The 13,260-nt window shown below is 58.0% G+C and carries 13 protein-coding genes; 3 read left to right on the forward strand and 10 right to left on the reverse strand.

Annotation, left to right across the window (positions count from 1 at the left end; translation table 11 throughout):
• Window positions 1–38 precede the first annotated feature (38 nt).
• The 8 genes from CA948_RS02425 to CA948_RS02460 all read right to left on the reverse strand — a co-directional run bounded on the left by CA948_RS02425 (window position 39) and on the right by CA948_RS02460 (window position 7,293).
• Entirely contained in the window at window positions 39–1,400 is a 1,362-nt protein-coding gene (locus tag CA948_RS02425; protein WP_108727228.1) for an SLC13 family permease, read from the reverse strand.
• 298 nt (window positions 1,401–1,698) lie between these two features.
• A complete protein-coding gene (locus CA948_RS02430; RefSeq protein ID WP_094196178.1) occupies window positions 1,699–2,181 on the reverse strand; it encodes an isochorismatase family protein in 483 nt (160 codons plus the stop codon).
• 96 nt (window positions 2,182–2,277) lie between these two features.
• Complete coding sequence (locus CA948_RS02435) at window positions 2,278–3,285, reverse strand: YeeE/YedE family protein (protein ID WP_238988638.1); 1,008 nt, start codon at window positions 3,283–3,285, stop codon at window positions 2,278–2,280.
• A gap of 33 nt (window positions 3,286–3,318) precedes the next feature.
• Window positions 3,319–4,614 (reverse strand): NAD(P)/FAD-dependent oxidoreductase, encoded by a 1,296-nt coding sequence (locus tag CA948_RS02440; RefSeq protein ID WP_203226739.1) that lies wholly within the window; start codon window positions 4,612–4,614, stop codon window positions 3,319–3,321.
• Window positions 4,615–4,616: 2 nt separating this feature from the next.
• Window positions 4,617–4,970 (reverse strand): c-type cytochrome, encoded by a 354-nt coding sequence (locus tag CA948_RS02445; RefSeq protein WP_108727229.1) that lies wholly within the window; start codon window positions 4,968–4,970, stop codon window positions 4,617–4,619.
• A 164-nt stretch (window positions 4,971–5,134) separates the two neighbouring features.
• Window positions 5,135–5,461 (reverse strand): thiosulfate oxidation carrier complex protein SoxZ, encoded by a 327-nt coding sequence (gene soxZ / locus CA948_RS02450; RefSeq protein WP_094196179.1) that lies wholly within the window; start codon window positions 5,459–5,461, stop codon window positions 5,135–5,137.
• A gap of 13 nt (window positions 5,462–5,474) precedes the next feature.
• Window positions 5,475–5,978, reverse strand: a complete 504-nt coding sequence (locus CA948_RS02455) for a thiosulfate oxidation carrier protein SoxY (RefSeq protein ID WP_094196180.1) — start codon at window positions 5,976–5,978, stop codon at window positions 5,475–5,477.
• Complete coding sequence (locus CA948_RS02460) at window positions 5,965–7,293, reverse strand: FAD-dependent oxidoreductase (RefSeq protein ID WP_108727230.1); 1,329 nt, start codon at window positions 7,291–7,293, stop codon at window positions 5,965–5,967. The genes CA948_RS02455 and CA948_RS02460 overlap by 14 nt, the downstream gene beginning before the upstream one ends.
• Window positions 7,294–7,677: 384 nt before the next feature.
• Between CA948_RS02460 and CA948_RS02465 the strand changes: the two genes are divergently transcribed.
• Window positions 7,678–7,887: a cold-shock protein gene (locus CA948_RS02465; protein WP_009461028.1), complete on the forward strand. Its 210-nt coding sequence runs from the start codon at window positions 7,678–7,680 to the stop codon at window positions 7,885–7,887.
• An 834-nt stretch (window positions 7,888–8,721) separates the two neighbouring features.
• Here CA948_RS02465 and CA948_RS02470 read toward each other — a convergent pair.
• Window positions 8,722–10,083 carry an ATP-binding protein gene (locus CA948_RS02470; protein ID WP_108727231.1) on the reverse strand — a complete coding sequence of 454 codons (1,362 nt, stop codon included), beginning with the start codon at window positions 10,081–10,083 and terminating at the stop codon, window positions 8,722–8,724.
• A 12-nt stretch (window positions 10,084–10,095) separates the two neighbouring features.
• A complete protein-coding gene (locus tag CA948_RS02475; RefSeq protein WP_094196199.1) occupies window positions 10,096–10,758 on the reverse strand; it encodes a response regulator in 663 nt (220 codons plus the stop codon).
• 253 nt (window positions 10,759–11,011) lie between these two features.
• On the opposite strand from CA948_RS02475, the gene CA948_RS02480 reads away from it, so the two are divergent.
• Window positions 11,012–12,607 carry a cbb3-type cytochrome c oxidase subunit I gene (locus tag CA948_RS02480; RefSeq protein ID WP_094196200.1) on the forward strand — a complete coding sequence of 532 codons (1,596 nt, stop codon included), beginning with the start codon at window positions 11,012–11,014 and terminating at the stop codon, window positions 12,605–12,607.
• Window positions 12,604–13,254, forward strand: a complete 651-nt coding sequence (locus tag CA948_RS02485) for a cbb3-type cytochrome c oxidase subunit II (RefSeq protein WP_094196201.1) — start codon at window positions 12,604–12,606, stop codon at window positions 13,252–13,254. Before CA948_RS02480 ends, CA948_RS02485 begins: the two co-directional genes overlap by 4 nt.
• The last annotated feature ends 6 nt before the right edge of the window (window positions 13,255–13,260 follow it).

A 13,260-nucleotide genomic window follows, 5' to 3' on the forward strand; every position in this document is an offset into this window, starting at 1 on the left:
TCGGGGCCCGCCGTACTTTTCTGTTTGCTCAGGTGTTTTTAGAGCACCACAAATAGCAGCCAGACGACGACTGGGGCAATAACCGTGACGGCAGCACCGTACAGTAAAAGCTGACGGAAGAAGGCATCACGCGACACTCCCTGAGCATTGGCCAGTACCAGTGCGCCGTTGGTGGAGAAGGGGCTGACGTCCACAATGGTGGAGGATACGGCCATGGCTGCAATAAAGCCCACCGGCCCCACGCCGCCATCGCCTTGCAAAAAGGGCACGGCCAGTGGAATCAGCGAACCCAGCACGGCGGTGGAAGAGGCGAAAGCCGACACGACCGCACCCACAAAAAGCAGCAGCAAGGCCGCCATCAAGGGAGAGGTCAGTTGGGCAACGCTATGGCCAACAAAATCAATCGTGCCCATGGATTCCATCACGCCCACATAGGTGCTGACACCCACAATCAGCATGATTTCAGGCCAGGACACTTGGCCCAGCGCGCGTTTTTGCAGATTGGGGGCCATCAAGGTCAGTACCAGACCGATGGTGATCGAGGTAAAGCCAATATCCTGTTTGAAAAACAAGGTCAGAACGGCCAGGATAAACAGGCCTGCCAGGGTCAAGACGCGATACCAGTGCGGGGCCTCGCTGGCACCATTGCCGGCTTCGACCAGGGCATCGGGACTTTTCCGGGCGGTCTTGCGCTCTTCGCCCAAGGCCTCGGCTTCAGCGTCGCCAAACACTTGCGGGCCACCCGAGCCATGGGCCACGCGGGCAACGTTTACGTCTGCTGAACTTAAGTCCACTTTCTGACGCATCAGCTTCAAACCACCCATCCACACGAACAGCAAAATGGACACGGCCAGGTTGATGCCCAGGCTGGCCATCATGGTGGCCATTTCATTCAAGGGCAAACCGGCGGCGCTGACCACACGGTTGGTGATGCCGCCATAAATACTGATCGGGGAGAAGCCGCCCCCTTGGGCGCCATGAATCACCAGCAAACCCATCAAGAGCGGGTTGATGCCGTACTGGCGAGCAAAGCCCAGCGCAATCGGGGCAATGATGGCAACGGCGGCTGGGCTGACGGCACCGACAGCGGTCAATGCGGCCGTGATCAGAAACATGATCCAGGGAATGGCGGCGATGCGGCCACGCACGGCTCGCACAGCCATGCTGACCAGCCAGTTGATCGTGCCATTGTTTTGAGCCAGCGCGAACAAATAGGTAATACCGGCCAGGGTCAGAAACAGGTCAGCCGGAAAGCCGCCCATGATTTCCTTGGCGCCCATGCCCGCCACCAGCGTACCCACCAGAAAAGCGCCTACAAAAGCAATCAGCCCCATATTGATGGGTAAGACAGTTGCCAGTACGAACATGCCTCCTAATACGGCAATGGATAGCCAATGCATATGTCTCGTCTCCTTGTAAGTGAACCTTTTGCAGGTTTCTGGAAACGACCCTATCAGTGGCGGTATGGGGCTATCAATAAAGCCCATGGTTGAATGATTACGCTAAACGTAATGATTAGTCAGGGACGCGATGGTTGAGCTTTCATCTAGCACGCTCTTGTACTTGCACGGAACAGGCGCGGTTTTCAGGAAGTGGGGCAGCAGGAGTTGGGAATCGAGTGAGGGGCGTTGTGGCTAGGGTAGACAGAAGGGGGGATCAGATGGGTGTGAAGAGGCGCAGGCTGTGAAAGCGAGCTGTTTATGGCTGGTCCAGTTCAGCCAACAGTTCGCTGCTGTGAATTGTGCGCCCGAAGTGATGTTTCCACAGCTTGATACCCAGCTCGCTGGAGCGATCCAGGGACGAGCCGACCGTCAGATCCGTAATCAGAGTAGGGTGCAGCCCCGCATCAAACAAGGCAAAGCCTGCGGCCAGCACGCAGGTATCGGTTTGAATGCCGCAGACCAGAATGCGATCAGCCTGACATTGCTGCAAATACTCCATCGCCGCCGGGCTAGGGGCGTAGCCATGTTTGATGAAGATTTGCTTGGCATCGACCAGACAACGATCACTGCGCGGCGGACACCAACCCAACTGGCTGGAAAAGGGCGTTTGCGACTCGTCGTGCAGTTCAATCAAGGCTGCGCAAGGCAGGCGGGTGCTCAGGGCGTTAATGCCTTCAATTAGCCACGGAGGTGGCGAAAAGCAGCTTTGCACATCGACAACAAGCAGGATCTGTCGCATTGCGGGAGTCTCAATAAGAGCGCATCAGCGATGCCAGACGGAGGTGGCCTGGGCAGTCTGAAGGGCCGTCAATCAAGCCCTTATTGAAACACGGAGTCAGGCTGTTGGGCGGGTCCAGGTCAGGCGTGCGCCGACGATAATGCCGAGCACCGCCAGCAAGGAGGTGGCCGACAAGGTGGACAGGCCGCTTAAACCCTGGCCGATGGTGCAGCCCAGGGCCAGCACGCCGCCTACACCCATTAAGGCTCCGCCTGCCATGGAGCGCAGAATGTGGCGGGGCGACTCAAAACCTTCCAGTTTCCAGTGGCGACGCAGCAGGGCGCTTAGCAAGGAACCGACCACCACACCCACCACGATCAGGATGGTGAAGCGTGGGCTCATGCCGGTGGAGATCATGGCGTATTGAATGCTTTCACCAATCGGGGCGACAAAGCTTAGCGAGCTGACGGGCAAGGGTTCGAAGGGATCATCGCCCAGCCAGCCCGTGGTCAGCCAGCCGGCCACAATCAGCAGTCCTATCAATGCTCCGGCCAGCAGATCATTCAAGCGTAGGCCGTCCTGTCGGCGCCGCAAGGCAAAAGCGATCAGGGCGGCGACGATAAGGGCAATCACAATAGATCGGATGGGACCTTCAGACAGGGTGACCGCAGGCAGGGTGACGCTGGTGGCTTGGGCCACGCTGATGCGCAGCGGCGCCAGCAGGCCTGTCAAGGTGATGTAGGCGGTGATGCCTAAACAAAGCAGTACGACAAAAGAGCGCAGATTGCCTTGTCCTAACAGGACCAGAGCACGGGCGCCACAGCCATTGGCCAGGGTCATGCCTGCACCAAATAGCACACCCCCAAGTGGCACCAGCAGCCAGGAAAAAGTAGGATTCAGATACAGGGCCTTGTCCAGACTGATCAGGCCATAGCCTGCGGCCAGTTGTGTTCCGGCCAGGGCCACGGCCAGCGCCAGGGCAAAGCCCTGAAGCTTGTAGCCGCTGCGCCCGGACCAGCGCTCGGTCAAGCCACGATAAAAGCAAAAACCACTGAGCTGGCCGCTAATGCCAAAGAGCAGGCCAATGGCCAAGCTGACCCACAGTACAAATTCTGTATTCATCATGTGCGCTGCTTATTAGGACCGGGTTAGAACCACTTAGCCTTTGGTGCCCCAGATGTCACGACTGATTGCGGCATACCAGGCCTCGCCATACTGGGCTTCCTGTTTACGGAAGGCCGGGCTGGCTTCTTTGGGGCTGACCCCGCCGGACGCTTCAGCCAGCTTGTCATCGGCAAAGGCGTACAAGTGCCCCACGGAAATGCCATAGTCGGGGGCGATCAGACTGTAGCAGGTATTGCTCAGCGTAGCCTGGGGCGCAGGCTTGCCGCTTAAGGCATTAATGATGGAAGCCGCTGCCAGCTTGGCCTGTGTATTGGCCGAGAAACCCGACTTGGGCATGGGTGAGGCAATGGTGGCATCGCCCACCACATAGATGTCCTTGACCTGCTCGGACTCGAAGGTATGCGGGTCAATGGGCACCCAGCCACTGGCGTTGGTGACACCGGCCTGCTCGGCAATGGCTCCGGCTTTTTGAGGTGGGATGACGTTCAGCACATCGGCCTTGTGGATTTCGCCAAACTCGGTCTCTACGCTTAGTTTGACGGCATCCACGCGGGCGACTTTGCCGTCTTTGGAAAAGGGCACCCATTCGATCATGTCGCCGTAGACCTGTTTCCAGCCATCCTGGAACAGGCCTTGTTTGGAAAAGCCGTCTTTGGCATCCAGAATCAGAATCTTGGATTTGGGTTTGTGCTGTTTGAAGTAGTGAGCCACCATGCTGGCGCGCTCGTACGGGCCGGGCGGGCAGCGGAAGGGATTTTCGGGGGCCACCATAATGAAGGTGCCGCCATTGGGCATGGCATCGAGCTGGCTTTTCAGCAAACGGGTTTGATCGCCCGCTTTCCAGGCGTGCGGGGCCAGCAAGGAGGCGGCCTGGTCATAGCCTTCCAGCGTGTTCCAGCGAAAATCAATACCGGGCGAGAGCAGCAGCTTGTCGTAAGACAGCTTCTGGCCCTTGGCCAGGGTCACGGTCTTGGCTTGGGAGTCGACGGCGGTGGCCAGGTCGTGAATGACCTCAATCCCGGCGGCGCGCAAATCATCAAAGCCGTGGCCTTGCTGTTCAAAACGGCGCAAGCCGGCCAGATACAGATTGGTGAAAGGGCAGGTGTAGAAAGTGGTGGCCGGTTCAATCAAGGTCACTTTCAGGGATGGATCACCGCGCTTCAAGTAGCGGGCAGCCGTTGCACCGCCAAAGCCGCCACCGACCACAATCACATGGGCCGAACTGCTGCGTGCGTACACGGGCAAGGTGCTCAGGGCCAGGCCAGCCACACTGGTTTTACCGACACGGCTCAGCCATTGGCGACGAGAGGAGTTCAAGGGGGTGCTCATGCTTAACGTCCTTGCGCAACGCTGCGTGGGGTAGAAGGGATTTCAGAGAAATGACGTGCCAGGGCCTCCAGGTCTGCGTCCTGGTAGCCTTTGACCAGACGACTCATGATGGTGGTGCCCGCTGGGGGCGTGTCCGAGGCAAAGGAGCGCAACTGTTCCAGCAAGGTGGCTTCGGGACGGCCTGCCAACGAAGGAATGAGGGTTGTGGAACGCCCATCTGGGCCGTGACAGTTCGCACAGGAGCTGGCCACCGTTTTGATGTCCAGTGTGGAACTGGCCCAGGCCGGCGCGGCGGCGCTGCTGGCCGCTAACAAGGCGGGGGCAATAAGGAGACGACCTACCAGAGAGAGGGACATGGGCATGCTTCTTGTCAATGTGCTTCGTTGTAGGAAAGGACGCCAGCGTAGCATTACCGTTAAGCCCACCCTGTATGACTATATAGAGCGCTGTTATGAACTCAGCGCCCGGTAGGGGCGCTGAGTGGGGCAGGTCAGGGCGTCTGGCAGCAAGTGGCCCGCAGTCAGCCGCTGATGCTCAGCGCAGTCTGGCCCGTAATGACGGCGCCTTGATCGTCCGTCCAGCTCATTTCCAGTGCCCCGGAGTGCCGCGCGACAAAGGTGAATTCAATGTACGGGTTTTGGGAGATCGCTGTTTCTGGAAACCAGTTGAACAAGGGCTCGCCGTTCAAGGTGGCCTTGAATTCGTGGATGATGTTGCGTGGCACAACCTGGCCGTCTTTACTTAAGCGCAGGCCACTTTCCATGCGGTGTTCGACCAGGGCGCGCACGCGCACCATTTCGCCCGCCTTGGGCGTGGCATTGCTGATCCAGATACGTGGTTTACTCATGAGTACCCCTTGTTTACATGCCGCAACCGCCAGCCGTCACGGTAATGTGATGCTGGGCGCTTAGGACACGGCCATCGTTCAAGCGAGCCAGGGCGCGGATGGTTTGGGTTTCAATCAGGCGCAGGCGAACGGCAACTTCCGTTGTTCCGGCCAGGGCCGTGAAGTTGAAACGGCAGGCCAGCGGGTGCGGGTTGCCCTGGGCCAGAATAATCAGCTCCTGGCAGTACACATCGTCGCTTGCTGGCAAGTCCAGCACCACTTTGACCGGCACAGCGGCGGGGTTGTCGCCCAGAGCGGGCATCTCCAGCTTCATGCCTTTTTCTTCTGGGCTGGCGCCTTTCAGGAACTCGTCCACAATGGCTTGCACCTGGGCCGCAGTGGCTGGTTTCAGCAATTGATCAAAGGCGACTTGCGCATGCAAATTGATGGGTAGCCAGGCGGCGCCCAGCCCGGCCGCACTGCCCAGCAAAAGCTGGCGGCGGCGGACAAAACGGGAAGGAAGTTTAGAGGAAGTCATTGAAACGGCTCTGGATCCACTGGAAGTCTTCTTGAACAAGGTCGGGGGTACGGACATCCATATCAATCTGCGTTTGCAGAACCTTGCCGCTTGCGTCCAGTTCGTATTCAAACTTGACCGAGATTTCCTCTTGCGGATCCCCGTTGACCATCATGTAGCACAGGTTGTCGGGTAGGACGGGTACCACTTCCTTGCCCGCGATACGTTCGGCCAGATTCTGGGAAACGATCTTGGCCACCGCGTGCGCCACGTGGGCGCTCTTGGGATAGTGGCCGAACTGGTCGGAAATAAAGCCCATGGAGTCCCCGACCACGTAAACATGGTCGTCGTCACGGGCGGTGAACAACCGTGGGTCAATATTGGCCCAGCCTGTGGGTTTGCCGTCAGGCCCCGTGCCGACCAAACCTGCATTCCAGACCATATCGGCGGCCTGGTGCGGGGGCATCAGCACGGCGTCGTCAAAATCAAAGTCGCCGGCGGTGGTTTTGATGTGTTTCTTGAAGGGGTCAACCTCTCGCACTCGGGCATTGGGCACGTGGGTGATGATGTCCGGATACAACTCCTGGAAGGCCGCGCGGTAGCCTTCGCCAATGGGGGCGATGGTGGGTTTGGGGTCCAGAATAATGATCTTGCCCGGAATCTTGTTGGTCTTGATATGCCAGGCCATCAAACAGGCCCGTTCGTAGGGTGAGGGCGGGCAGCGATGGGGCGGCGGGGGCAGCGTCATCACAATGGTGCCCCCCTTGAAGGCTTTGAGCTTGTTTTTTAAGGCAAACATCTCGGCATTCGGGATGTAGGCATTGGGGAAGTGTTGGCGTGTGTATTCTGCCGCGTAGGTGTCATTGCCGAACCAGGCATCGTAGGCATTGCGTATGCCGCCCGACAGGATCAGGTAATCGTATTCCAGCGCGCCCTGGGTGGTGCGCACGGTTTTCTTGTCGCGTTCGATGGCGGTGACTTCGGCGTGCACCAGGCTGTAACCGTACTTGATGGACGGCGCCAGCATGTCGTGGTTCAGAAAGTCGGTGTTGACGATGTCAATCAGCCACTTGTTACTCATGGGGCCGGACCAGAACGTGGGGTTGCGCTCGATCAGTACCACTTGCGCCTGCGGCACAAGTTTGGACAGGTATTTGGCGGCTGTCATGCCACCCCAACCGCCGCCACAAATGACAATGCGCGGGCCTTTGGTGTGGCGTGGCAGGATTTGGCTGGTGTTGGTGATGATGGCGGGGGCAGAGAGGCTGGTGGAGGGCAGAACCAGCGTTCCAAGTGCGGCGGCTGGGGTGGCCAGCAGGAAGTTTCTACGATTCATTGTATGTTCCTCGTGATCATGACATGACACACGTCAATCAGGATAAGTGGACCGCTTTGTGCGAGCCAGTATAGCCAAGAGTGCTGGGGATGCGTGGGGTTTTTTGCCGGGCGATGCCGCTGGAACGGGAGTCAAACACCGGTCAGGAGCGGCGCAGCGGCGGTGCTTATTTAGGGGAGGGGCGGGTCATCAAGGCAGGCTGCCCAAGGGCCGGCTACGCTGGTTTGTGGGTAAGGGTTAACGCTTAAAAACGCTCAGGAAACAACAGAAAAGCCGGATTTTTTGGATTTAAAAGTAACGGAGCTATCTTTGTGGACAAAATCAGAGGATAGTTCTGGGAGGGAAAATTATTTTCTCTGTTCGTTATTACATTTAGGACTTATTTTGAAGACAGAAATTGGTATTGTGAAGTGGTTCAACAGCGAAAAAGGCTTCGGATTCATCGTGCCGGAGAACGGCGGCAAGGATCTCTTCGCACACCACAGTGAAATTCAGGGAACCGGGTTCAAAACTCTGGAAGAGAACCAACGCGTTTCCTTCATCGAAGGTGCAGGCCAAAAAGGCCCATGCGCAACTAAAATCCAAATTCTTTGATGATGGGCTTGCCTGAACAGGCAAGCACCGCGTCAAACTGAAAAGGCCGGACCCTTAGGGGCTCCGGCCTTTTTTTGTCGCCGGGCCGCCCCAAGGCTCGGCGCCCCCGGCGAAACCTCCCCCTCGGGGATGAGTCTGGACACACAGCAGTCCATTGTGGACTGCTGTGTGCCTAGCGAATCCGAGCGGCATACAAGCCGCGAGGTGGAGCGCAAGCCGAAGGCGCAGCGTGGGGGCTTTTTTGTCGCCGGGCCGCCCCAAGGCTCGGCGCCCCCGGCGAAACCTCCCCCTCGGGGATGAGCCTGGACACACAGCAGTCCATTGTGGACTGCTGTGTGCCTAGCGAATCCGAGCGGCATACAAGCCGCGAGGTGGAGCGCAAGCCGAAGGCGCAGCGTGGGGGCTTTTTTGTCGCCGGGCCGCCCCAAGGCTCGGCGCCCCCGGCGAAACCTCCCCCTCGGGGATGAGCCTGGACACACAGCAGTCCATTGTGGACTGCTGTGTGCCTAGCGAATCCGAGCGGCATACAAGCCGCGAGGTGGAGCGCAAGCCGAAGGCGCAGCGTGGGGGCTTTTTTGTCGCCGGGCCGCCCCAAGGCAAAAGCTCCCCCTCGGGGGGCAGCAAGCCGAAGGCGCAGCGTGGGGGCTTTTTTTGTCGCTTGACTCGGTTTCAGCCGGTGTGTTCGAGGATGTCTGACTAGGCTAGAACGGGCGTTGTGCCCGTAGACTGCTCGGCAATCAGCAATCAGCAATCAGCAATCAGCAATCAGCAATCAGCAATCAGCGTTTCGTGCTTCACAAGTAATAGGCCAGATGCTGGGGAGCAACAGCGACGTTAGTTATAGAGCGGCCTTTGCGCACCGATTGGCACGGTCAGACGCGCTTCCAGCCCCCCGCCTTGACGATTCAGCAGTTCCAGCGTGCCGCCATGCTGGGTAGCGATGGCGTTCACGATGGATAAGCCCAGCCCATACCCCGCCTGCTGCTGCGAACCGCGCCAAAAACGGTTCATGGCCATATCCCGCTCACTGTCGCTCAAGCCGGGGCCATGATCCAGCACGCTGATACGCAAGTAACCCGGTTCTCCCGCTTCAATCCGCAGACTGATGGACTGCTGCGCTTTGGTGTAGCGCAAGGCATTGTCGATCAGGTTCTGTATGGCCACTGTCAGCAGGGATTTTTCAATTTTCACCGGGCCTGGTTTGCTGCGTATATCCAGCGTGATTTGGTCTATGGTGTCGCCGTAAATGGCTTTAAGCGCATGCAAGGCAGCATACACGGCCTCGTCCGCCTGGCTGCTTTCCTGACTGGCGCCCTGACCGTCCAGTCGGGCTAGCTCCAGCAGTCGCTGCAAAATGTTCTGTAGCTGCTGCACGCCTTGATCGGCCTGACTCAAGGCCGTATCCAGCGTGTTGCGCTCTCCAGGGCGTTGGGCGGCCAGATGAGCAACTTGAATATGGGTTTTGATGCCTGTTAACGGGGTGCGTAGCTCGTGGGCGGCGCTGTCGGTAAAGCGGCGCTCGCGCATGATGGCGGCTTGTTGTCGCTCCAGCAGTTCTTCAATGGTTCGCAGCAAGGGTTGCAGCTCAATCGGGGCTTTGACTTTGGGTAGCGGGCTGTCGTCACCTGGACGGCGGCGCGACAGCAAATCCCGAATCCGCTCCAGTGGGGCCAAGCCGTGACCGATACCAATCCATAACAGCAGCAGGCTGCCAAACAAGGCCACCACAAAGGGCAGACCGGCCGAGAGCATGATTTCCCGCACTAGCGATTCGCGTATCTCGATACTGTCGGCGGCGGCAATCTGGATATGGCCTTCACGCAACACAAAAGTGCGCCAGCGCTTGCCGCCATGCACGTGTGTACCAAAACCCAAAGCCACTTGCGACATGTCGGGGCTGCCTGCAGTACGGCTGACAGCCTGGATTTCCACTTCGCTGCGCACCACGCTGATCTCGCAGGCGACCCCGTCACGGGCAATGATGTCCAAAGGTTGCTGTGCCGATTGGGCCAGCTCCTGCAAATTCGGGAACTGGGCGACCAGTCCGGCCACCATGCGGGCCGATGCGGCCAGTCGGCTATCCAGCGCCTCTCGCAAAGAGTGACGCGCATCCATCAGCATCCAGGTGGCGACTGCGCTCCAGAGTACGGTCAGGGAAATGCCGATAATCAGCAGCAATCGAAGGCGTAAGCTCATGGCGTTCAATACCTAGCCGGCAGGCCCCAGTTTGTAGCCCAGGCCGCGCACGGTCTGGACAATATGGCTGCCCAGCTTGCGGCGCAAATGGTAGATATGCACATTGATGGCATTGCTTTCCAGATCCTGGTCATAGCCATAGATGCTGTCGCATAGCTGTTCGGCACTCAGGATGGTGTGGGGCTTATTGAGCAAGGCGCGCAGCAAGGACAGTTCGCGGCGCGCCAGGTTGACCGGCCTGCCATCCAGTGTGACGTGGCCGGTGGAGGCACAGAAACTGAGCCGTCCATATTCAATGCAATCGGTTTCATGGCCAGCGACTCGTCGTGTCAAGACATGCAGACGGGCCAGCAATTCGTCCAGGTCAAAAGGTTTGATGACGTAATCATCGCCCCCGCCCAGCAGTCCTTCGACCCGATGATGCAGGGCATCGCGGGCCGTCAGAATCAGAATGGGCAATTTGCGGCCTTGGTCGCGCCAGCGGCGCAGCAGCGTCAGCCCGTCCTGATCGGGCAAGCCCAGATCCAGAATACAGACATCAAAGTGCGAAGACAGCAAGGCGGTGTCGGCCAGGCTGGCTGTGTCCACGTGGTCCACGGTCAGTCCGTGCAGTCGCAGGCCCGCCACAATTCCGCTGGCGACAAGCGCATCATCTTCAACAAGTAAAACGTGCATTCTCTCCCCCTGTAGCGAATGCGGCTTGTGCAGGTAAAGCCTGATTTTTATTACATTTCGGCGTTCATGTTAGCAGTCTTGAAGGTAGGGGCGAGAGGAGAAATTCTCTTAATTTGGCCTTAATCCTGATCCTCTACTGTGAAGGAGATTGCATTGCATTTGTATCTCGGTACTTACTTTTTTAATAAAACCGGCTTGGGCAATGACGTTTCTTTAGGCTTAGCCGCATGACAGATATCGGGTATTAACTCACATGACTCCTATATTAGGAATATTACTGGCGACCAGTTTTGTCGCCTCTTTGGTGGCACTGGGCATTCTTGTCTGGGCCGTAGCAAACAAGCTGATTTTCGTTGGGAAGAACGAAGCCGAGACCATCTTCATGAAAGGTGAGCTTGGGCAGCCGGATGATAGTGCTTCCTTTGGGGGGGAGAACGAAGCACAGACCCATCGTTTTGACGTTTTACGCGCGGGTATTGACCGCAGTGGTCGGGGGCCGGTTCTGCTGCTGGTTACCGTCGGGATTACCTGGCTGCTGATCGGTTCGGTGTTTGGTGTGATGGCGTCGTTGAAACTGCATTGGCCCGACTGGTTGGCCGATGTGGCCCAAGTGACCTTTGGCCGTGCGCGGACCTTGCACCTGAACATCGTGGCCTATGGCTGGCTGTCGGTGACTGGGATTGGTGTGGCCCTGTGGCTGTTGCCGCGTATTTTTCATACGCCTTTGCGTCGCCCCAATATGGTGTATTTTGGCGCCGCGCTGTGGACCCTGGGCGTATTGGGTGGCACGATTGCCGTGGCCAATGGTTGGTCTGACGGGATCGAGTGGCTGGAATTTCCCTGGCAGATCGACATTTTGCTGGCGGTAGGAGGCTTTTTCCTGGCCTGGCCTGCGATTGAGACCGCAGCGAACCGCAAGTCGCGTCACATCTACGTGTCAGGCTGGTACTTCCTGGCCGGCATGGTCTGGTTTCCCTTTCTGTTTCTGGTGTCCAACATCCCTGGTCTGCATATCGGTGCCCAGCAGGCAACGGTGAACTGGTGGTTTGCTCACAACGTGTTGGGTCTGTGGTTGACGCCTATGGGTGTGGGCGCGGCTTACTACATCATCCCCAAAATCATCGGTAAACCCGTGTATTCCTACAACGTGTCCTTGCTGGGTTTCTGGAGTCTGGCGCTGTTCTATAGCCAGGTCGGTATTCACCACTTGATGGGCGGACCGGTGCCAACCTGGGCTGTTACCTTGTCCGTAGTACACAGCATCATGATGTTTGTGCCGGTGATTGCCGTGGCGATTAACCAGCACGTGACCGTTGCGCAGAACCTGTGGGCCTTCAAGCAATCCATGGCCCTGCGTTTCGTGTGGATTGGTGCGCTGATGTACACCTTGTCCTCCTTCCAGGGGTCGCTGGAAGCGATTCGCTCGGTGAATTCGGTCACGCACTTTACGCATTACACCGTCGGTCACGCCCACCTGGGTGCCTACGGCTTTGTGTCCATGGTGATGTTCGGCACGCTGTATTACATGATGCCGCACATTCTGGGACGTCGCTGGCCCTTTCCGGCCCTGATCAAAACCCATTTCTGGCTGGTGACCGCAGGCTTCACGATTTACGTGCTGGCCCTGAGCATTGCCGGTGTGGTGCAGGGCATGGGCTTGATGGACCCTGGTTCAAGCTTTGGCGAGATCACTCGCAAGATGGTTCCGTATCTGGAAGCCCGCTCCATTGGCGGCACCATGATGACCTTGGGCCACTTCATTTTTGCGGCTCACTTTGCCTTGCTCTTGTTGCGCAAAGACTCCGCTGTTAATGCGACTCCTACTCTTGCTCAGGCAGATGCGTCATGAATCGACTCTTACCTTTACTGATCGGGGCCATTGGCGTGTTGCTGTTGGCGACCTTGATGCTGGTGATTTTGCCAGCCTGGCAACTGCGTACCTCGGAACCGCCCGAGCCGCTGAAACCTTATACCGCTCAGCAGTTGTTGGGACGTGAGGCGTACGTGGCTAACGGCTGTTTGTACTGCCACAGCCAGCAGCCACGCTCCACGGGTCAAACTTTGTTTGACACCTCACATGGCTGGGGCCGTGCGTCCACTCCGGGCGATTACTTCTACGACTCGCCTCACTTGCTGGGCACCATGCGTACTGGTCCGGACCTGTTCAACGTGGGGGCGCGCATGAAAAGCCGTGACTGGCATTTGACCCATTTGTATCAGCCCCGTGCGATTTTTGACTGGAGCCTGATGCCGTCCTACCCCTATATGTTCGAGCTGAAAGATCAACTGGCTGAAGGTGACGTGGTCGTGCGTTTACCGGAATCCTTGCAGCCTGCGGGCAAACACGTGGTTGCCCGTAAGGAAGCCCTGGATTTGGTGGCGTATCTGTTGGCGCTGGATCGCACCTATGCGACCACGGCTCAGGAACTGGATAAACGCGATCGAGGCTACGATCGTCGCCCCGCTGAAGTCTCGACGGACTCGGGCGCTAAATAGGATAAG

This window comes from Alcaligenes aquatilis (assembly GCF_003076515.1).
GTDB lineage: Bacteria > Pseudomonadota > Gammaproteobacteria > Burkholderiales > Burkholderiaceae_B > Alcaligenes > Alcaligenes aquatilis.